Annotated in this window: 21 protein-coding genes and 3 pseudogenes; 11 read left to right on the top strand and 13 right to left on the bottom strand. The window is 67.1% G+C overall.

The window, feature by feature from the left end; all coding sequences use genetic code 11:
- The first annotated feature begins 81 nt into the window (after nucleotides 1–81).
- On the top strand, nucleotides 82–486 hold the full coding sequence (locus D7D52_RS27850; RefSeq protein WP_120741042.1) for a LapA family protein: 405 nt from the start codon (nucleotides 82–84) through the stop codon (nucleotides 484–486).
- 42 nt (nucleotides 487–528) lie between these two features.
- Here the strand turns inward: D7D52_RS27850 and D7D52_RS27845 are convergent.
- A pseudogene (locus D7D52_RS27845) lies at nucleotides 529–1,189 on the bottom strand (HAD family hydrolase).
- A 205-nt stretch (nucleotides 1,190–1,394) separates the two neighbouring features.
- On the opposite strand from D7D52_RS27845, the gene D7D52_RS27840 reads away from it, so the two are divergent.
- A complete protein-coding gene (locus tag D7D52_RS27840) occupies nucleotides 1,395–2,849 on the top strand; it encodes an aminotransferase class I/II-fold pyridoxal phosphate-dependent enzyme (RefSeq protein WP_120741040.1) in 1,455 nt (484 codons plus the stop codon).
- A 34-nt stretch (nucleotides 2,850–2,883) separates the two neighbouring features.
- On the opposite strand, the gene D7D52_RS38080 is transcribed toward D7D52_RS27840, so the two are convergent.
- Nucleotides 2,884–3,030, bottom strand: coding sequence for a hypothetical protein (locus tag D7D52_RS38080; protein ID WP_162958596.1), 147 nt, complete (start codon nucleotides 3,028–3,030; stop codon nucleotides 2,884–2,886).
- Between the two features lie 239 nt (nucleotides 3,031–3,269).
- Between D7D52_RS38080 and D7D52_RS27835 the strand changes: the two genes are divergently transcribed.
- Nucleotides 3,270–4,451 carry an AI-2E family transporter gene (locus D7D52_RS27835; RefSeq protein WP_120741038.1) on the top strand — a complete coding sequence of 394 codons (1,182 nt, stop codon included), beginning with the start codon at nucleotides 3,270–3,272 and terminating at the stop codon, nucleotides 4,449–4,451.
- 1 nt (nucleotide 4,452) lies between these two features.
- Here the strand turns inward: D7D52_RS27835 and D7D52_RS38075 are convergent, their stop codons facing one another.
- A complete protein-coding gene (locus D7D52_RS38075) occupies nucleotides 4,453–4,620 on the bottom strand; it encodes a hypothetical protein (protein WP_162958595.1) in 168 nt (55 codons plus the stop codon).
- 136 nt (nucleotides 4,621–4,756) lie between these two features.
- Between D7D52_RS38075 and D7D52_RS27830 the strand changes: the two genes are divergently transcribed.
- Together D7D52_RS27830 and D7D52_RS27825 are read left to right on the top strand one after the other, a co-directional pair.
- Nucleotides 4,757–5,788 (top strand): DNA topoisomerase IB, encoded by a 1,032-nt coding sequence (locus D7D52_RS27830; RefSeq protein WP_120741036.1) that lies wholly within the window; start codon nucleotides 4,757–4,759, stop codon nucleotides 5,786–5,788.
- Nucleotides 5,789–5,827: 39 nt separating this feature from the next.
- Nucleotides 5,828–6,805: a TIGR03557 family F420-dependent LLM class oxidoreductase gene (locus D7D52_RS27825; RefSeq protein WP_120741034.1), complete on the top strand. Its 978-nt coding sequence runs from the start codon at nucleotides 5,828–5,830 to the stop codon at nucleotides 6,803–6,805.
- A gap of 123 nt (nucleotides 6,806–6,928) precedes the next feature.
- Here the strand turns inward: D7D52_RS27825 and D7D52_RS38070 are convergent, their stop codons facing one another.
- From D7D52_RS38070 to D7D52_RS38065, 3 genes are read right to left on the bottom strand one after another with little or no spacing between them, the layout of a single operon-like run.
- Nucleotides 6,929–7,270 carry a hypothetical protein gene (locus tag D7D52_RS38070; RefSeq protein ID WP_162958594.1) on the bottom strand — a complete coding sequence of 114 codons (342 nt, stop codon included), beginning with the start codon at nucleotides 7,268–7,270 and terminating at the stop codon, nucleotides 6,929–6,931.
- Between the two features lie 8 nt (nucleotides 7,271–7,278).
- Entirely contained in the window at nucleotides 7,279–7,602 is a 324-nt protein-coding gene (locus D7D52_RS27820; RefSeq protein WP_162958593.1) for a hypothetical protein, read from the bottom strand.
- A gap of 2 nt (nucleotides 7,603–7,604) precedes the next feature.
- Nucleotides 7,605–7,775 (bottom strand): hypothetical protein, encoded by a 171-nt coding sequence (locus D7D52_RS38065; protein ID WP_162958592.1) that lies wholly within the window; start codon nucleotides 7,773–7,775, stop codon nucleotides 7,605–7,607.
- A gap of 160 nt (nucleotides 7,776–7,935) precedes the next feature.
- On the opposite strand from D7D52_RS38065, the gene D7D52_RS27815 reads away from it, so the two are divergent.
- The 3 genes and pseudogenes from D7D52_RS27815 to D7D52_RS27805 form a co-directional block, all read left to right on the top strand.
- On the top strand, nucleotides 7,936–9,147 hold the full coding sequence (locus D7D52_RS27815; RefSeq protein WP_120741030.1) for a helix-turn-helix domain-containing protein: 1,212 nt from the start codon (nucleotides 7,936–7,938) through the stop codon (nucleotides 9,145–9,147).
- A 1,045-nt stretch (nucleotides 9,148–10,192) separates the two neighbouring features.
- Entirely contained in the window at nucleotides 10,193–10,645 is a 453-nt protein-coding gene (locus tag D7D52_RS27810) for a hypothetical protein (protein WP_162958591.1), read from the top strand.
- A gap of 228 nt (nucleotides 10,646–10,873) precedes the next feature.
- A pseudogene (locus D7D52_RS27805) lies at nucleotides 10,874–11,194 on the top strand (LLM class F420-dependent oxidoreductase); the annotation flags it as partial.
- A gap of 32 nt (nucleotides 11,195–11,226) precedes the next feature.
- Here the strand turns inward: D7D52_RS27805 and D7D52_RS27800 are convergent.
- Nucleotides 11,227–12,242, bottom strand: a pseudogene (locus tag D7D52_RS27800) (low temperature requirement protein A).
- A 72-nt stretch (nucleotides 12,243–12,314) separates the two neighbouring features.
- Here D7D52_RS27800 and D7D52_RS27795 point away from each other — a divergent pair.
- The gene (locus D7D52_RS27795; RefSeq protein WP_120741026.1) at nucleotides 12,315–13,976 is read left to right on the top strand and encodes a carboxylesterase/lipase family protein; all 1,662 of its coding nucleotides are present in this window, start codon (nucleotides 12,315–12,317) and stop codon (nucleotides 13,974–13,976) included.
- A 29-nt stretch (nucleotides 13,977–14,005) separates the two neighbouring features.
- Here D7D52_RS27795 and D7D52_RS38060 read toward each other — a convergent pair whose 3' ends face one another.
- The 3 genes from D7D52_RS38060 to D7D52_RS27785 all read right to left on the bottom strand — a co-directional run bounded on the left by D7D52_RS38060 (nucleotide 14,006) and on the right by D7D52_RS27785 (nucleotide 15,672).
- A complete protein-coding gene (locus tag D7D52_RS38060) occupies nucleotides 14,006–14,170 on the bottom strand; it encodes a hypothetical protein (protein ID WP_162958590.1) in 165 nt (54 codons plus the stop codon).
- Nucleotides 14,167–15,300: an IS701 family transposase gene (locus tag D7D52_RS27790; RefSeq protein ID WP_120741024.1), complete on the bottom strand. Its 1,134-nt coding sequence runs from the start codon at nucleotides 15,298–15,300 to the stop codon at nucleotides 14,167–14,169. Before D7D52_RS27790 ends, D7D52_RS38060 begins: the two co-directional genes overlap by 4 nt.
- A 174-nt stretch (nucleotides 15,301–15,474) precedes the next feature.
- Nucleotides 15,475–15,672, bottom strand: coding sequence for a hypothetical protein (locus tag D7D52_RS27785; RefSeq protein ID WP_120741022.1), 198 nt, complete (start codon nucleotides 15,670–15,672; stop codon nucleotides 15,475–15,477).
- A gap of 335 nt (nucleotides 15,673–16,007) precedes the next feature.
- On the opposite strand from D7D52_RS27785, the gene D7D52_RS27780 reads away from it, so the two are divergent.
- Nucleotides 16,008–16,496: a hypothetical protein gene (locus tag D7D52_RS27780; RefSeq protein ID WP_162958589.1), complete on the top strand. Its 489-nt coding sequence runs from the start codon at nucleotides 16,008–16,010 to the stop codon at nucleotides 16,494–16,496.
- A gap of 43 nt (nucleotides 16,497–16,539) precedes the next feature.
- On the opposite strand, the gene D7D52_RS27775 is transcribed toward D7D52_RS27780, so the two are convergent.
- The 3 genes from D7D52_RS27775 to D7D52_RS27770 all read right to left on the bottom strand — a co-directional run bounded on the left by D7D52_RS27775 (nucleotide 16,540) and on the right by D7D52_RS27770 (nucleotide 18,339).
- On the bottom strand, nucleotides 16,540–16,866 hold the full coding sequence (locus tag D7D52_RS27775; RefSeq protein WP_120741018.1) for a transcriptional regulator: 327 nt from the start codon (nucleotides 16,864–16,866) through the stop codon (nucleotides 16,540–16,542).
- Nucleotides 16,854–17,309, bottom strand: coding sequence for a hypothetical protein (locus D7D52_RS38055; protein ID WP_162958588.1), 456 nt, complete (start codon nucleotides 17,307–17,309; stop codon nucleotides 16,854–16,856). Before D7D52_RS38055 ends, D7D52_RS27775 begins: the two co-directional genes overlap by 13 nt.
- A 148-nt stretch (nucleotides 17,310–17,457) precedes the next feature.
- Entirely contained in the window at nucleotides 17,458–18,339 is an 882-nt protein-coding gene (locus D7D52_RS27770) for a CPBP family intramembrane glutamic endopeptidase (protein ID WP_222932688.1), read from the bottom strand.
- Nucleotides 18,340–18,590: 251 nt separating this feature from the next.
- Here D7D52_RS27770 and D7D52_RS27765 point away from each other — a divergent pair, with 251 nt between their 5' ends.
- Nucleotides 18,591–19,463, top strand: a complete 873-nt coding sequence (locus tag D7D52_RS27765; RefSeq protein ID WP_162958587.1) for a hypothetical protein — start codon at nucleotides 18,591–18,593, stop codon at nucleotides 19,461–19,463.
- The last annotated feature ends 10 nt before the right edge of the window (nucleotides 19,464–19,473 follow it).

Raw genomic sequence — 19,473 nt, 5'->3', positions numbered from 1 at the left:
TCCCATGCCGGCGCCCCGGATGGGGCGCCGGCACTTTCCCTCCGCTGGGGGCGAACGCACTCCGCGGTGAAGGAGGTTGCCATGAATCCCGTGGGCGAGAACGAGTCCTACCCGCGGTCCGGGCCCACACCGTCCGAACCGCCGCCTCCCGAACCGCCACCGGTGGTTTCGCCGCCACCCGGTTCGGTCACGCCGACCGCACCCGCGGCCCGCGTCCGGCGCACCCGGGCGGGCAGCGTGTGGGTGGGTTTGAGTTTCGGCGCGGTCTTTCTGGTGGTGCTGCTCATCTTCGTCGTGCAGAACACCACCAGCGTCCGGCTCGGATTCCTGGGCTGGCATTTCGCACTGCCCGCCGGTGTGGCGATCCTGGTCGCCGCCGTGCTGGGCGCCTTGGTCATGGCCGTGGCCGGGGGTGTGCGAATCATCCAGCTGCGCCAGTCGTTCAGCCGTCTGGCCCGCACCCGCGCGGCCGACACCACCCGCTGACCCGACCGGCGACACCGCCGCAGCGACAGCCCGGTCGCGCGCTCAGAGCAGCCGCGCGACCGGGCTGTCGTCGATGTCACGCAGTAGCTGCGCCACATCGTCGCAGACGAACGCCGCGCCTTCGGACTCGAGTTCGCCGCGCGAGATACCGCCGCTGAGCACCCCCACGGTCGGCAATTCGACTGCGGCACAAGCCCGGACATCCCAAACGGTGTCGCCGACGAAGACGGCCCGCCGCGCCGGAACGCCGGCCCGGTCCAGCGCGATCCGCACGATATCCGGATCGGGTTTGGCGGATTCGACATCCTCGCCGCCGGTGACCGCGTACAGCACCGATTCACTGTCGAGCAGTTTGCGCAGCAGCGAAAGTTCGTCCGGCGGCGCGGAAGTGGCGAGCAGGACCCGCAGGCCGCGGTCGTGCAGGTTCGCGAGAATCTCGCGGGCGCCGGGCAGCAGGGTCAGCGCGTCCGCGCCGTCGAGATAGTGGCGCGTGTGCAGCTCGGAGGCGCGCTCGGCGGTCTCGGAGTCCAGGTCACCGGCCAGGGTCTCGATCAGCTTGTCGCCGTCCATGCCGATGAATGCGCCAATTCGGCACGGTCAGGCCCACCTCGCGGAACGCGCGGTGCCATGCGTACGTGTGCCGATAGTTGGAGTCCACGAGCGTGCCGTCGATATCGAACAACACCGCAGCGGGATCGGGCACGACTACCTCCTCGTCTCGGGCCGGCGGGGGCAGGCCCTCCTCTGATCTACCCCGGGCCCGCCGCCTCAATCGGGGTGCCGCACACGGCGTTCATCGGTGCCGGTCACGGCCCGGGTGGTTAAGCGTCTCGGAACCGGTTATGGCGGCAATATCACCGCTATCGCGGCGGTGATCGTATTCGTGGACGACACGCTCAGGAGGAACGATGGACCAGTCAGTCGCCCCCGTGCTCGAGGCTCTGGCCGAATACGGGAAGCTCGGCCGCTACGGGTTCACGCCCCCGGGCCACCGGCAGGGCCGCGGCGCGGATCCGCGGGTGCGGGAGGTGCTCGGCGGCGCGCTGCGCGCCGACATTCTCGCCTCCTCCGGGCTGGACGACCGGCTCGCGCGCGGCCAATACCTCAGCGACGCCGAGGATTTGATGGCCGAGGCGGTCGGCGCGGACTACGCGTTCTTCTCCACCTGCGGCAGTTCGCTGTCGGTGAAGGCGGCCATGATGGCGGTCGCGGGCGGCGACGGCGGGCTCATCCTGGGCCGCGACAGCCACAAATCCATTGTGGCGGGCCTGATCTTCTCCGGGGTGCAGCCGTACTGGATCACGCCGCGCTGGGACGCGGAGCGCCACTTCTCGCATCCGCCGTCACCCGAACAGGTCCGCGAGGCGTGGCAACGGCATCCCGACGCCTCCGGGGCGCTCATCGTCAGCCCCAGCCCCTACGGCACCTGCGCGGACCTCGCCGGTATCGCGGAGGTCTGCCACGAGCGCGGCAAGCCGTTGATCGTGGACGAGGCGTGGGGTGCGCATCTGCCCTTCCACTCCGATCTGCCCACCTGGGCGATGAACGCGGGCGCGGATATCTGCGTGGTCAGCGTGCACAAGATGGGCGCGGGGTTCGAGCAGGGCTCGGTGTTCCATGTCCAGGGCGATCTCGTGGACCGAGCCCGGCTCACCGAATGCGCGGATCTGCTGATGACGACCAGCCCCAATGTGCTGCTGTACGCGGCCATCGACGGCTGGCGTCGCCAGATGGTCGAGCACGGCCGCGAATTGCTCGGCGGCGCACTCGAAACCGCCGCGCACGCGCGCGCGGCGCTGGCCGCCCTGCCGGGCATCTCGGTGATGGAGCACGACCTGCTGGGCAAGGAAGCCTCCCACGACCTCGACCGGCTGCAGGTGCTCATGGACGTCTCGGCGACCGGCGCCACCGGCTACGAGATCGCCGACTGGATGCGTGAGCAGCGCCGGATCGATCTCGGCCTCAGCGATCATCGCCGGATCCTGGCGACGCTGTCGTTCGCCGACGACAAGCACACCGTCGACGCCTTGGTCGACGGGCTCGCCGCGTGGCGCAAACAACTGAAAGAGCCGACGCCGCATCACATTCGGCTGCCCGCGCCACGGGAGCTGGAACTCGACACGATCATGAAACCGCGCGACGCCTTCTTCGGTCCGTGCGAAGCCGTGCCCGCCGAGCAGGCGCCGGGCCGGATCGCAGCCGAACAGGTCACGCCCTATCCGCCCGGGATCCCGGTCATCGTGCCCGGCGAGCTGATCGACGGCGCGGTGATCGAGTACCTGCGCACCGGCATCGCGGCCGGTATGAACGTGCCCGATCCCGCCGATCCCGAATTGAACACCATCCGGGTGGTGGCGCGCTGAGCGCGCGGCTCGACGCAGCGCGCTGAGCGCGCGGCTACAACGCGATCAGCAACGCGCCGACCGCGATCAGGGCGGCGATCCAGACGATCAGCACGGCCCACGCCGAACGTGGGCCGCCGTAGCAGGGCGCAACGGGTCGGCGACGGTAGCGGCGAGCAGTAGGGGTGTGCACAGCGTTCACGGCATCCTCCTTCGGGCCGGACTGGTTCCCTTCCCGTCGGAGTCATACCCGAATATCAAGGGCCACAACATGTTCAGTTGTGATCTTGCCCCCATTCGGGGCGGCGTCGCCGACGGGCGGCGCGCCGGAAACGCCGTCGGCCGCCGATGAACGCGGTGGCTCGTTTCCGTGTCGCACAATGGGGCATACCGTCAGGGCAAACCGACAGCACACGACGAGAATTCGAGACCCCGCACACCATGGGCGACACCACCGGCGACGACGCGCAGCACAGCGAGTGGGTCGGGCAACCGCATCCCGGCGACGAGCACGAGACCATCTCGGCCGCCGAGCAGCACGCCGCGAAGATGACCAGCGATCGACATCCGCTGGGCCGGCCGGGGCGCAAGTTCGATCGGCGCTCACCGTTCATGATCGGGCTCACGGGCGCGGCGGGTGTGCTGGTCACCGTGGGGGCCGTGCAGGTCGTGCTGGCCGCACACCAGGCGTTGCTGCTGGTGGTGGCGGCGCTGTTGCTGGCGATCGGCATGGAACCCGCGGTGTCGTGGCTGGCCCGCCACGGCGTCCGGCGCGGATTCGCGGTCACCCTTGTCTATGTGGTGGTGCTCGCCGGGCTGGCGGCGTTTCTGTGGGCGGCGATCGTTCCGCTCATCGATCAAGGTCAGGCGCTGGTGCATCACGGCCCCGACACCCTGCGCCACCTCGAGGACCGTTACCCGCTGATCAAGCAGGCGGCCGACCGCTTCCATCTGGAGCAGAAGCTGCAGCAGGCCACCGGCGCCGACTTCGGCAAACTGTCGCAGGGGCTGCTCGGGGCGGGCAAGGTCGTCTTCGGCGCGGTGACCGCGACGGTCATCGTGGGCGTGCTCACCGCCTACTTCTCGGCGAACTTTCCGGCGTTGCGCACCAACCTGTATCGGCTGTTCCCGCACGATCGGCGGCCGCGCGCCATCCTGATCGGGGACGCCATCTTCGCCAAGGTCGGCGGCTATGTGCTCGGCAACCTGTTGATCTCGGTGATCACCGGGGTGCTGACCTTCGTGTGGCTGGCCGCCTTCGGCGTGCCGTTCCCGCTGGTGCTGGCCGTGCTGGTGGCGGTCCTCGATCTCATTCCGCTGATCGGCTCGACGCTGGCCGGTATCGCGATCGCCCTTGTGGCGCTGACGGTTTCGCTGCCGGTGTCGCTGGCGACCGTGGTGTTCTTCGTGCTGCTGCGCTGGCTCGAGGATTATCTGCTGGTGCCGCGCGTGATGGGCCGCACCGTGCAGGTGCCGGCGGTGCTGACCGTGGTGTCGGTGCTGATCGGCGGTTCGATACTCGGTGTGCTGGGGGCGCTGCTGGCCATCCCCATCGCCGCCGGCGTGCTGTTGCTGATTCAGGAACTGCTGTTCCCGCGACTGGACAAACCGGGGACGGGTTAGCTCAGACCGCGGTGCCCGGATCGTCGTCCATGCCGCCCAGGCCGTCCGGGGATTCGTCCTCCCCGTCCGGGTCGTCGTCGGTGCGCACGGAACCGTGCTCGTCGGCGAATTCGGTGCCGTCGTCGTCGAGGTCCGCACGCTCGCGCGGGTCGCCGGTCGATGTGTCCATCTGTCCTCCTCGCGGGTGTGCGATCGCTCTACCCGCGAAACGCGCCGGCAAACGGGGGTCCGGGCGGGATTGCACGGCGGTCAGCGGGGCATTGCGCGCACGCGGACCATCCGCGGACAAGGTGAGCGGAGGCTGAATGCGATTGCGGCGCAGCACCATCGACGGTGCCGGGATCATTCGGCGCCGGCGTGGCCGAGGGTTCTCCTACACCACCACCGCCGGGGAGGTGGTGCGTGACGCGCAGACCCTGGAACGCATTCGCGCACTGGTGATTCCGCCCGCTTGGCGGGAGGTGTGGATCTGTCCCGACACCTGCGGTCACATTCAGGCGGTCGGGCTCGACGCGGCCGGGCGGCGGCAGTACCTCTACCACGAGCAGTGGCGGCGCGAACGCGACGAGGAGAAGTTCGACCGGGTGCTCGACCTGGCCACCCGGCTGCCGACCATGCGCGAACGCCTGCGCACCGATCTGCGCGGGCGCGGTCTGGGCGAACATCGAGTCCTGGCCGCCGCGATCACACTGCTGGATTCGGGCGTGGTGCGGGTGGGCGGGGAAGAGTACGCCGACTCCAACGGCTCGCACGGGGTCGCGACGCTGCTGCGCGAGCATGTCCGGGTGCGGCGTGACGAGATCGCCCTGGATTTTCCCGCCAAGAGCGGCGTCCAATGCCAGGCCGAGATCCGCGACGAGGCGCTGGCGAAGACCTTGCGGGCGTTGCTGACCGCCCGCACCGGCAGCGAGCGCGTCTTCGTGTATCGCGACCGCGCGGGGACGCACGAGGTGCACGCCGACACCATCAACGCGCGGTTCCGCGACCTCGTCGGTGCGGAGTTCAGCGTCAAGGATCTGCGGACGTGGGAGGCCAATGTGCTCGCCGCGGCCGGGCTCGCGACCGCGCCGCGGCCCGGATCGCAGCGGCAGCGCACGGCGGTGCTCAAACGGGTGATGACGGATGTGGCGCAGCTGCTGGGCAATACGCCCGCGGTCGTGCGCGCCTCCTATGTCGATCCCCGCCTGATCCGCGCCTTCGACAATGGCGAGACGATCGCCTCGGCCATCGCCCGCGCGCAACGCTCCGACGACCCCGACGTTCAGCGCGACATCGTCGATCGCGCTGTGATTCGGCTCCTGCGGCGGGCGGCGCATCAAAAGAGCGCCAGCGGGTAGCTCGTCGTTGTCCGGTCGACGACAGCAAAGGAGCCAGAGGTGACGAGATTCGGATACACGCTGATGACCGAGCAGAGCGGCCCGCGCGAGCTCGTCGAGTACGCGGTGGCCGCCGAACGCGCCGGCTTCGATTTCCTGGTGAGCAGCGATCATTTCTCGCCCTGGCTCGCCGAGCAGGGCCACGCGCCGAACGCCTGGACGATGCTCGGCGCCGTCGCGCACGCCACCGAGTCGATTCCGATGATGACCTACGTGACCTGCCCGACCCTGCGCTACCACCCGGTGATCGTGGCCCAGCAGGCCGCCACGTTGCAGATCCTCGCCGAGGGCCGCTTCACGCTCGGCCTCGGCAGTGGCGAGAGCCTCAACGAGCATGTGGTGGGCGCCGGGTGGCCGGGCCTGGCCGAACGCCACGAACGCCTCGAAGAGGCCATCGGCATCATCCGCGCTCTGCTGTCGGGTGAAACCCTCAGCCGCCACGGCCACTGGTATCGCGTCGACGCGGCCAAACTCTGGGACCTGCCCTCGGAGCCGGTACCCCTTGCCGTCGCGGTATCCGGTTCCCGCTCGGTCGAACGTCTCGCACCGCTGGCCGACGAAATGATCAGCACCGAACCCGACGGCGACCTCGTGCGGGCCTGGCAGGCGGCCCGCTCGGACGGCAAGCCCTCCCGAGTGACCGGCCAGCTGCCGGTGAGCTGGGACACCCACCGCGACAAGGCGATCCAACGCGCCCACGAACAGTTCCGCTGGTCCGCCGGCGGCTGGGACGTCAACTCCAACCTCCCCACCACCGACGCCTTCGCCGCCGCGACCAAGTCCGTCCGCCCCGAGGATGTCGCCGAATCGATCCCCTGCGGCCCCGACCTCGACGCCATCGTCGAGGCCGTACGCCCCTACTGGGAGGCCGGATTCACCGACATCGCGCTCGTGCAAGTCGGCGACGAGGCCCAGCAACAATTCCTGTCCGAGGCCGCCGAGCCGCTGCTCGAGAAGCTGCGCGCCGCCGCCCCGTAACCGCGAGACGGCCACTCCCACAGCGGGGTTGTCTACGCGAGCGCATCCGGGCATCGCCAACCCCGCCGCAGCACGACGATCGCCTCCCAAGACGTTCGATTCCCCTTGGCTCCACCACAGGGGTCATTGCACGCACTGCGGTACCGGCCCCGTTCTCGCTTCCGGGTTGGGGGATGCGGAAGGTGAGGATGGAGCCGGTCGGCTGAGTATTTTGGTTGCTCCCATCGGATTTGAGTGTTCGACGTCGATGACCTCGAGCGGTTCGATGTCGATGACTTCGGTGATCAGTCCGGTCTTTTCGAGTGCGGCCAGATCGTCTCGGGCGACTGCGAACAGGTCGTGGGCGGTGATCGGTGGGCCGACCCGGCCGTCGTAGCCGACCGGTGCCCATGACCCGTCGTCATATTGCAGCCAACCGGCGGGCCGGCCCTCGTTCGGCAGTGCTGCCGTGCCTTCGGCGGACATCGCAGTGCCTAGCTTGTACCGGAAGATGTTCGTCCCCAGGTGTTTCCGGGGGACACTGTGATCACGGCAGCGACCTCGAGCAGTTCGCCGGGGATCGTGTGGTCGTCGAAATGCTCAGTGCTCGGCACAATGACGGCGTTGACACCCAGGCGGGAGATCGCCACCTTCAGCCGGTGCACCCGATCCTGCGTGTGTTCGTTGAACACGATCGTTTTCCGCAGGTCGTAACCGGTTCGCTTGGCAGCGGCGAGAATTCGCAACTCGTCGCGGGGCTGGTTGAGCCCCGAGACATCGCTGCGCAGGAAACCCACGGCCGACGGCAGCAAACCCATGATCACCACCCCCGACTGATCGGGACGTAGGTGCGCGGGGGCTCGGCGGCGAGTCGGGCCTGGATGTCGGCCACGGTGAGCCTCGGGTCCGTCTGGGACGGGCCGTCCACAGCGCGGCCAACTGCGGCGAGCAGCAGTAGCGAGATCAGTGTGGCGACGAGGATGATGGTCATGTCGGGTGTTCTCCTGCTCCCTGGAACGGTTCCGGAGTGCACCCGGCCCTGGGAATTTCCGATCCGACGGCCGGTGCCCCACGACCGTGACACGTGCCACAATTGACCAGGGGCACAAACTGTCCCCCTATGCCGTCGCGGACCGTGCGGAGATGTCGTCATGGTGCAAGACAACGAATTCGGTGCCCGATTGATGCGCCTGCGTCAGCAGGCGGGCATGACGCGCCCGGTGCTGGGCGAACTCGCCGGCCGCTCGGGCAGTTGGGTCAAGTCCCTCGAGACCGGCCGCCTGAAGCTGCCCCGTCTGCCGATGCTCATCCGCTTGGCCGAGATCCTCGACCTCAACGACCTGACCCAGCTGACCGGCGAACAGCCACTCGCGCGCTCGGTCTACGCCAAGGCGACCCACCCCGCCCTGCCCAAAGTCACCGAGGCACTCGCCTCCTATCCAGTCACACCCAGCACCGAGAACGCCGACCTATCGCCCGAGGCGCTGGCCGCGCGCGTGCAACAGGCGTGGGTGCTGTGGCACGGTGCGGCGCATCAGCGTTCGGCCGTGGCGACATTGCTGCCGAATCTGTTGTGCGACACCCGGGTTGCGGTGCGACAGCTCGACGGCAAGGACCGCCGCCGGGTGCAGGCGCTGCTCGCGCAGGTCTACCACCTCACCCAGCTGTATCTGTCGTTCCAACCCCCGGCGGCGTTGGTGCTGATGTCCGGCGACCGCGCCATGACCGCCGCCCAAGACGCCGACGACCCACACGCGATGGCCGCCGCGGCCTGGTACGTCAACCACGTCTACCGCGACGCGGGCGAGGAGCACGAAGCGCGCGTCGTGCTGGCCAACCAGATGTGCGCGCTCCTGAGCCCCGACAAAGCGGGTCCGGACCTCGCGCTGTGGGGACTGCTGCACCTGGCCATGGCATTGTCGTACGCGAAAATCGGCCGCGAGGGCGACGCCCTGCGCCGTTGGGACGAGGCCGACCGGGCCGCGCGAGCGCTGGGTGACGACTATGTGCATCCGTGGCTGATCTTCGGTCGTGCCATGGTCGACGCGTACATGATCACCATCCAAGCCGACCTCATTCACTCCGGCTACGCGATCCAACAGGCCGCCAGGGTCGACTTGGGCAAGATGCCCTCGGCCACCCGTCGCAGCTTCCACACCGCCGAAACCGCACGCGCACACCACATGCGCGATGAACCGCTCGCCACGGTCACGCTGTTGTCGAAGGCGAATCGAGAATCCCCGGACACCTTCGGGTTCTCCCTGTTCGCCCGCTCCGCGGTACCCGACCTCGTCGAGGGCGGTGGCGCGACGGTCCGCGCCGATGCCGAACGCCTCGCCTCGGTACTCGGACTCGAAGTCTGAAGCGATCTACCGCCGCGAGCTGGTCACGAATCCGCCACTCGGTATCCGTCTGACCGAGCGATCAGCGGCTGGATGAGTGCGCTCGCCCGAGAGCCGTATCTCGGCATCATGTTCGGCAGGATCGCCAGTCGAAAGGCCCATGCCGCGTAACCGCCCGTGCCAGGTCCGGGCCGCCACTGCGTCGAGGCCCCAATCTCAGGGTGTCACCGTTATCGAAGGACTGTCGTCGTCAGCAAATGCCGAAATCGCTCGCCTCGAGCGCACACGGAACTACCTGCGGACAGGGGACGCTGCCAATGCGGTCCGTCTCTGGAAGAACCACGTTCGCCGATCCGCACGCGAACTGTGGCACTACTACGAACTCGGGGACGTGCACGACTTCTGTTGTGGCAGTCCCGTGGAGGCCCGGGACCTGCTCGACACCGTGGTCTCAGCGCTCTCACCCCGCAGCGCGCGAACTTCGCGCGATCATCGGTCGACTCGACTCCCAGTCGGAATTCTGACCGCCCCCTGCACAAGCTATTCGGCGGCTGCAAGCGTTCGGCCGGTCGTCGGCACTGCCGCTCGCGGCGCCGGTGCTCCGCGCTGGCCAGATCGGTCCGTGCGTCCGGCGCAACCTGGCTACGAGCGTTCGGTCTCACCCACGATGACGTCACCGGGCTCAAAGTCCAGCTTTCGAAGCTCGCGGAAGAGGAGACCGATGGACGTCGATTCGTCGTGTGGCTGTCCGATCTTGCACGGCATATCTATCCCCGCGCACGTGCCCGACGGACCCGGCCGACCGTCGGCATGGATCACCCTGAGCCGATCACCCACGCGCGCAACGCCCGACTCGACGTGTCCCACGACCGCGATCCCACGGCCTGTCAGCGCGAATACGTCCTCAACTGGTAACCGAAACGGCTCACCGCGCGGAGCTCCATTTGCCATGGCCCAATCATGAATGACTCGCGTTCACGACGCTCCGTGACCGACTCGAACCGCGTGACATGCGCGGGACCCTACAGCGAGCCGCGAGCCAGTTGGATGCCCTAGGTTGCCGTATATGACTCGCGAACAGCTCATTCGGGTTTCGCGTACCTGCGGGTATGTGTTCTGGTGGGTCTTCATCGCCGCCACCATGGTGGCAGGGGGCATCGCCTGGTTCGGCAATAGGGACCAGGACGATGCTGGCTGGATTGTCCACTGGTCAGCACTGGGCGCGCCCCGAAGGTACACGGACTACCTACCGTCGGACGGATTCGACATCACCCCAGGCATGACCTTCGTCGCGTTTTGCCTGCTGGTCCTCGCAGCACTGGCCGAGGCGGTCGCAGTGCGGCGGGTGGCCGCCGGAATCGTCACCGTGGCAGTTCCGTTCGTGACGGCGGCACTGATTTGGGCCGCCATGCCACGCGGGCACTGGAACTCCTTTCTCGAGCCGGTTCCTGCTGTGCTGGTGATCCTGACGGCCGTGACGATCCGCGAGGCTTGGGCGCGACGGCTTTCGATTCTGTGACTTCCGAATAGGCGCACGCTGCGACCAGTGCGGTTAGCGGCCACGACAGCACATCGAAGGTCTCGTCCGAAGTGTGGTGTGTCGCCGCCGATCCGCCCTCCGTGAACGAGACGATGCCAGAACCGGCTGAGGAGCGCGTCGTGCGGTGGCAGTTCGCGGTCCCTCATGAGGACGAGTTCAATCAAGAGTTGGATATCGAGCTGGAAGCAGCATCTCCCGCGGGCCACGAGCTGGGATACCCACCGCGACAAGGCCGTTCAACGCGCCCACGAACAATTCCGCTGGCCCGCCAGCGGCTGGGACGTCAACTCCAACCTCCCCACCACCGACGCCTTCGCAGCCGCGACCAAGTCGGTCCGCCCCGAGGACGTCGCCGAATCCATTCCCTGCGGCCCCGACCTCGACGCCATCGTCGAGGCCGTACGCCCCTACTGGGAGGCCGGATTCACCGACATCGCCCTGGTGCAAGTCGGCGACGAGACCCAACAACAGTTCCTCTCCGAGGCCGCCGAGCCGCTGCTCGAGAAGCTGCGCGCCGCCGCCCCGTAACCGCGAGACAGCCACTCCCGCAGCAGGATAGCCTACTCGAGCGCGTCCGGGAGACGGTCGGCCGCCACCCCCAGGAACGAGACCGCGACCAACGCGGCGAGCTGAACGTGGGCGCCCCAGCCGATACCCAGCGGGATCGTCGCCGCCACCGCCGCGGCGGCGATCAGGCGGTAGCCGGGGCGCGGTAGTCGCAGGATGCGACGAAACAGCGCCTGCCCGCAAAAGTACAGGGCCACACCGCCACCCAGCGCGGCCGCCGCGACCGTGGTGAGCGGCCGGCTGCCGCGAGAAACGCTCATCGACAACCCCGCCGCGGTCAGGATGACGCCGATCAACAGTGGATACAGCGCGAATCCGTAGGCGGTGACCGCGGGTGTCGCGCGTCGCGGCACGGCGATCGCCGCCAAGGCGTTCGCACCGCGCTCGTCGTCGGCTCCGAAATAGGCCCACCACAGGACGAAAGCGAGCGCCAGGGCCAAGGCGAGGGTGCCGGCGAGGGAGACGGTGATCGGTTCTTTCGCCAGCCCGACGCCGATGGCGATGATGGATTCGCCGATGGCGATGATGACGATCAGTCCGTGCCGTTCGCAGAAGTGGCCGACCCGGATCACGAACTCGTGGCTGTCGATGAGGAACGGGCTGATCAGCTGTACCACGAAAGCCAGTGCCCAGCAAAGGTATCGGAGCCAGCCGGGCAGCAGGCCGCCCGCCAGAACCAATCCAGCCGACAAGGCGTTGAGCGGGGCGATCCGGCCGGGACCGCCATGGCGAGCAGGAAGAACCCGAACATTCCGACCAGCAACCAGGCTCGGCGCACGGAGGTGTTCGGCGCGACTTCGTTGGTGAGCCAGACATATCCGCTGTACATCCACCAGATCACGCCGAACAGCAGAGCCACCTGGACCAGTGCCTGCCATCCGGGGTGGTCGGTGAAGACGTGGGTCAACTGGGTGATGGTGAAGACGAAGACGAGATCGAAGAACAACTCGAGGGTGGAGGTGCGGCGCTCGCCCCGATCCGCATCCGCCGCATCCGGTCGATCTGCCATGTCCCGAGCCTAAATCGCCGGGGCGACAACATCATCCGGTATGACGCCATCGTAATTGGCGTCGGCATCGCCATGCTGGTGGATCATCCTGGCCGTTTCGGCCAGCGCTCAACGCGGCAGATCAGTGTGTTTGCGAGTTGGTGGCGGCCGCGAAATCGGTGGTCCACAACCGCAGTTGGGGCTGATGATGGGCGAGTGCCGAAAGCATGTGAGGGTGAGCCTGGATCGGGCAAGGGGCGAGTCGTGGTCCGAGCCCCGGCTGGAGCGGTGCGGGGGTGTTGGGCTGGTCCGGTCGCGGTCTTTCGAGGGATCCCGTATGCCGAAGCACCAGTCGGGACTCGGCGCTTCGGCGCGCCGGTCCCGGCGAGCGGCTGGGATGGTGTCCGTGACGCGGTGGATTTCGGTCCGTGTGTTCCCCAACCTGGCCATACCGGCGCGGTGATGGTGTCGCTGACCGGTCACGTTGGTGACGGGTCAGCGGATTGTTTGACCCTCAACGTCTGGACACCGGATCCCGGCAGCGCCCGGTTGCCGGTGATGGTGTGGATCCAGGGCGGCACCTACCTCGAAAACCACACCCACAACCCGCATTACGACGCGGCCCTACTCGCCGAGACCGGTGTGGTGGTGGTCAGCATCAGTTACCGCGTCGGTGCCGACGGCTTCGCCCGCATCGAGGGTGCCCCGGACAACCGTGGCATCCTCGACCAGATCACCGCCCTGGGGTGGGTCCGCGACAACATCGCCCCTTTCGGTGGCGACCCGGGCAATGTCACCGTCTTCGGTCAATCCGCCGGCGGTGCCTGCATCGCCGCCCTACTGGTCATGCCCGCCGCGAAAGGGCTGTTCCGACGCGCGATCTGCCAAAGCATGCCCGGCACCTATTTCACCCCGCGCCTGGCCACCTCGATAACGCAGGCCATCACCACACCGCTCGGAGTCCAGCCCACGATCGAAGACCTGACCCGAGTGACACCACGAGCCTTGACCGAAGCGACCGCCGCGGTGATAGCGAGAATGCCGGAGCGCGTCGATGTCTGGGGTCCGATGGCGCTGACGCCCACGCCGTTCTCGCCCGTCGTCGACGGCGAGATCCTGTCATGCGCGCCATGGCAGGGGCTCGCCGACGGCGCCGCCCGCGACGTCGAGTTGCTCGTGGGCCACACGCGAGACGAATTCCGGCTCTACACAAGCCGACCCGGCCACCAGCCGACCGCATCACAGATCGCCGTGGCGTTCGAGAATCTCGCACCATCCCACGGCGAGCAGCGCTACCGCGCCGCCCACCCCGACGCCGATCCCACCCAACTGTTCGAAATGCTCACCAGCGACTGGCTGTTCCGGATGCCGAGCCTGCACCTGGCCGACGCCGCGCACGCCGGCGGAGGCCGCGTGCGAATCTACGAACTGGCGTGGAGTTTCAACTCCCGCCAAGGCGCCTCCCACTGCCTGGACTTCCTGCTTGTCTTCGGCACCCTCAGCCCCGCCGAGGCAGCCACACACCCCCACGTCCGTCCCAACGCCGCCCGCGAACTGCTTTACCTCGGCAACCGGATGCGCAGCGACTGGACCGCGTTCGCCCTCAACGGCAGCCCGGGCTGGGCGCTCTATGATCCACGCACCCGCACCACACGCGTCTACGACACCACGACCACCGACCAGACTTACCCGCACCAGCCTTCACGCCGCATCTGGTCCACACACCGCTTCGGTGCACTCGAACTGCGCATCTGAACCCCTAATACTGCAACGGCACTCTGTGGTCAGGTGAGTGGGTGTCCGCGGCGGCGGTAGTGCGATAGGCGGGCCTGGTGTTGGCGGCGTCGCCGCCAGCACGACCAGGACCACACGTGTGCGGCGGGACGGATCCGGGTGAGCACGAACGCCACCAGCAGGCGGCGGATCTCCGGTAGCGTGAGAGCGATCATGCCCACAGTGCTGGGATCGGTTCCCCTTTTAACGCAACGGTTTTCGACCCAGCCAGCCAGGCCAGCGCCAGCATCGACAACGTGATGTGGGCATACCACGCCCGCCAGGAACGCACCTGGTAGTGGTCGAGCCCGGCCTCGTTCTTGGCCTGCTGGAAGCATTCCTCGACGTGCCAGCGCGAACCGGCGGTCCAGGCCAGATCGACCAGACGCGACCGGGCCAGCCCGTAGCAGACGTAGTAGGCGATCTCTTCCGGCTTACCGATCGAGCGCCGCGCCAGCAGCCAGTGCCCGCGCCCACCGCTCCAGCGTCCGTCGATCGGCCGTCTGGCCCAGTCGTATTCGCGTGGTCCGTGTGCTCCGGCACCGACCGAGAGCCGCTGCCAGGCGCCCGCGGGCAGTTCCGCGACCAGCGCATCAGCGCGACCGGTGCGGTCGGCGCGCGTGGCGAAACGGTCGTCACGGCGGGTCGCCATCACATACGACACCGCATGATCTTCCAGCCATTCCCGCAGATAACCGGCCTGACCGTAGGCTTCATCGGCAGTGAACCAGGCGAACGGCAGCCGCGCGGCCAGCGCCCGTTCCAGCATGGCGATCACCAGCCGCGGCTTGGTCGCGAACTCCACCTCGTCGGGAATCCCCGCGTCGCGGCACCGATCCCGGTCCTCGGTCCAGGACTGCGGCAGATACAACTCCCGATCCACCAGCGCATGCCCGTGCGGTGAGGCATAAGCGAGGAACACCCCGATCTGGCAGTTCTCCGTCCGCCCGGCCGTTCCCGAGTACTGGCGTTGCACCCCAGCCGATTTCGTGCCCTTCTTCAAGAACCCGGTCTCATCGGCGATCAACACACCGTCACGGTCGCCGAGGTGCTCGACCACGTAATCGCGCACATCATCACGCACCCCGCCCACATCCCAGTCGGCCTTACGCAGCAGCCGCTGCATCCCGTCCGGGCACACCTCACCCGCTCGCTCGGCCAGCGTCCACCCGTTCTTGCGTTCCAACCCCGCAACCAGGCCCGACACATACTCCCGCGCCCTGGCTCGTGGCTCGGACCTACAAAACCGGGCCCCGACACGCGCCATCAGCGAATCCAGTTCGACCACCAGCCGATCCAACATCACCGCACAGGTCTACCAGCACCGATTCAGACGAGTGCCGTTGCAGTACTAAGCCCGCCACCAGCAGCCCAGGCCTGCGGCTCACTCCGACCGGTTCAGTCAGCGCGGTATGCGGCAAGACAGTGCGTTTGTCGGATGAGCCTGTGTCTTGTCGCGATGGGCTTTGGATGTCCAGCGCTACTCGGCGGGAGGCCATTGGTGGGATATCTCGCCATCAATCCTCAGAAATGCGGACCGAAGGATCTCGAGGTCGCGCAGTCGCTGGAACTCCTCATCGTAGCGACGCTCGAGCTCTTCCCTGGACGCGAAGTGCTCGAAACCGCTGTCGTCCTTGCCGCATTGCCACCACAACTCTCCGGGCTGGTCGTCGAACACCCCTGGCAGCCAACGCCCGCGCAGGACACCTGGCCACCGCGTACCTCTAGCCGAGTTGAGCAGGTCATGTGGGGGGACGGTCGGTGCTGCGGGATAGAATCGGTGAACGGTACCGGTCAGATCAGATCGACGTCCTCTGAGTCGATCGCATGCGCGTGTCGCCATACCGGTTCGGAGCGCACTGAATTCGGCTGTTCAGGGCGTTCGTGGACGCCGGATCGTCACGACCACCTGATCTTCCGCCCTGCCGTGCTGGCCGATTCAGTCAGTGCTCAACGCGGCCAATAGCGGGCGAACTCGGGCGGTCAACCCACACTATGGCAGCCTGGGTTCTTGTGTTCGTGCTCTCCGATGAGTTCTTGGTGCCCCGCCCTGGAACAATCCGCTACTGGCCTGCCGACATGAGCGATCCAGGAGCCGAAACATGGAGCATCACAATACCTTTGGCAGCCTTCTCCGCCACTGACGCATCCGATCCGGACACGTTCCGCGTGGGTACATCCGGTCCGGAGATCATCGAAACCTCCCTGCGTCTCGACTTCATCCATCTTCCCGCCGAGAACCTGGCCGAGCTGAGCGGACGTACCTTCACCTTTCCCGTCAATCCAGAGGGCAACTTCATCGACGCAAGCATCTACATCGGTGGCGGTCACTGCCCGGTCGACGTCACGCAGATCGACTTCGGACCTGCCGACGACGGTCAGATTCCAGCGATACTGCACACCGGATTCGACTTCGCGGCAGAAGGTGTCGAGATAGAGAACCGAGCCGCGGTCATCACCGTCAACCTTCGCGTCCCGACCCAGCCCGGAACAGCCTTGTAAGCGGCATTTCAGTGCGTTCCTGGGGCAGCGGGCGTCGGCGGGTTCATGCCTCGGAAGGTGGTGGCTGGGTCGAGGCGGCGGTCTGTTGTGCCATACGTGTGAGGGCGGCCAGGGCGGCCTGGTGTTCGCGATAGGCCAGTCGACCGTGATCGGTCAGCGCGAGCCAGGTTTTCGGCCTGCGCCCCAGGTACCCTTTGCGAACCGCGACGTAGCCGGCGTCCTCGAGCACGGTCATCGCTTTCGACAGTGTGGACTTGTTCAAATCGCACAACTCCGCGGCGGTGCCGAACTCGGCTTGCTTGCAGCCTTCCAGGAACGCGACCAGCTTCAAACGTGGCAGCGAGGCCAGCACATCGCTCAGCTCAGGCATGCAACCCGCCGCTGTCGTTCCAATACCCACCACCCGATGCCGCCCAGCAGCACGGCATAGATGATGTGAGCCCATCCATGGAGGAACCCCTGTACCAGGCCGGGCACCAGCACAATCAGCAGAAACAGTGAAACCCGTTGCCAGCGCCGCCGAGGCAGGTCGAGCAGGTACCGGGGGGCGACTCCGCTGTTGCGTTCCCTGCGCCATACCCGGAGCATCAGGGCAAGAAATACGCCGAATATCGCCCCTCCGATGGCCATGAGAGACCAGAAATCCGCGTCGTCGGACTCGGGGCGGGCAAGACCCACCACGAGCAGGCCTGAGGCTCCCAGCAGCGCCGCGATAGGTGGAACCCACTTGGGCATAGGCGTCGCGGTGCGGGCTCGCAGGGTGGCCGAGGAGGCGATGTCGAGCTGCTCCTGCGGAGACGGTTCGTCGTTCACAACGGTTACCGTAGACCAATAGGTTTCCATCCATCAACCTATTTCCTTCACTGAAGCCTGAGCTGTCATCGGCTAGTGCGCCCGGCCGGCCTCGAACTGGCTCGACCACTTGATCTTCCGCCACTCTCCCGAGCGATGGGGTGTGGAATCAGGCGCTTTGTCGTTGGTCGCGGGCGGGGGTGAGTGGGCGGGGTTTGGCTGGGTGTAGGCGACCGGTGAGGAGGATCCATGCCGCTACGATGCTCAGCGGTACGGCGATGAGGGCGGTGAGGACGGTGTCGCCGAGCTCGGTGGCGAGTAGCTGGCCGACCAGGAGTGAGAGGATCATGTTGTTTCCGGCGTGGGCCAGGCTCGCGGTCCAGATACTGCGGCTGCGTATGTAGAGCCAGGCGAGGATGGTTTCCTGACAAAGCATCGAGAAGGTCCAGATCGCCAGTCCCAGTGCCACATTGCTGAAGCTGATGTAGCCAAGGAACGCCAGCGGGTAGTGCCAGACCGCCCAGACCAGGCCGGTGACCAGAACCGACTTCAGCGGGCGATCGGAGTACACGCGGGGTCTCAGATAGCTGGTCCAGCCGAACTCCTCACCCCAGTAGATCGGCGTTAGTACCACGACCAGGATCAGCAGGACCGGAATCTGCGCCAGCACGGACGGGCTCGAATCCGGTCCGGTCGCATCGGAACCCGGCCACCACAGACCGGTCACCACCGCCACCGCGACGCTGGCGGCGGCCAGTGCCAACGGCGCGAGCCATGCCATCAGGTACCACCGCCGATTCTCGCGCAGGCGTGGTCGCAGCCCGGCATCTCCGAAGCCTTCGCGAGTGATCCACCGCCGCACGATCACCGCTGCCACACCCGGCGCGAAGGCGAACGGCAGTTGCACCACCGGATTGATGGCCGAGCATCCGAACACCGCCACCGCGAGCCACAGCCACAGCCACGCGACCCCGAAGGCGATCAGCACGAACGCCACCACCCCACGTTTGTTCGCGACTACCGGCCGGTCTGGCTTCTCGAATTCGATCACCGCCCAATTCCACTGGAAGACAACAACAGTGGTCGACGGTGACAGCCCCCGAATCGATGGTGTGGCCAGCCACACCATCGCTCGAACCGCGGACTACCGGCAGCAGGAACCTACGGGCACGGGGCCGTTGCCGACCGCGGGCGCCGAGGAAAAGAGGCCCCGCATGTCGCTTCGGGCCATGCTCGAATCAACCGGGGATGGTGTCCGATTTGTTCAAGACTTGGGCTGGCGAGCTGTTTAATGTCGGCGCGGTGAAGACGTTGAGTGAGCAAGCAGTCGACCGTGCCGAGAACTACATCGCGTCCAACGCGCGGGTGCTCGAGCGGCATCGGTTCGCAACCCTGTTCCGGGTCGGGGATCCGGCCATGGTGGTGGCCGCGTTGCGTCCTTACCGCAACGCCGACGGCGGGTTCGGGCAGGCTCTCGAACCGGACGGGCGTATGCCGGGTAGCCAGCCCGCGGCCATCGCGGCGGCGTTCGGTTTCCTCGACGAGGTGGGGCGGCTGGGTGGCGAGCTGGTTCGTGGTGCGTGCGATCATCTGTCGGCGATCTGCGCCGAGGACGGCGGGCTGCCGTTCGTGCACCCCAACGCCGAGGGTTATCCACGAGCGCCGTGGTGGCAGATCCCGCAGCGATACGAGGGTTCGCTCATCTCGACCGGCAGCATCGCCCGGCTACTGCACAAGAACGAGATCGACCATCCATGGCTGGAGCCGGCCACGGACTTCTGCTGGCGGACCATCGAAAACCTCTCGGCCGCCAATACTTACGAGACGATGGGAGCGATCGCCTTCCTGGACAACGTCACCGACCGCGACCGCGCGCGCACGGCCGCGGAACGATTGGGCAAGATCGTGCGCGCACAGGCCATGGGCGCCGACTCCGACGAGTCCTACGCGCCGTGGGACTTCGTCACCAACCCCGACAGCCTCGCCCGTGGTTGGTTCACCGACGAGGAACTCGAGTCGAGTCTGGACGTCCTGGTCGACTCACAACAGCAGGACGGTTCCTGGCCGGTGCGCTGGCCGGCATGGACACCGGTGACAGCGTTCGAATGGGGCGGGTGGGTGACCATCGACGCGATGAAGATCCTGGTCAATCACGGACGCCGAGGATCGGAGTAGCCCCCTGGGG

Origin of the sequence: Nocardia yunnanensis (genome assembly GCF_003626895.1) — a bacterium.
Lineage (GTDB): Bacteria > Actinomycetota > Actinomycetes > Mycobacteriales > Mycobacteriaceae > Nocardia > Nocardia yunnanensis.
Note: the sequence above shows the minus strand (reverse complement) of the source record. Positions and strands in the feature narration are given on the sequence as shown.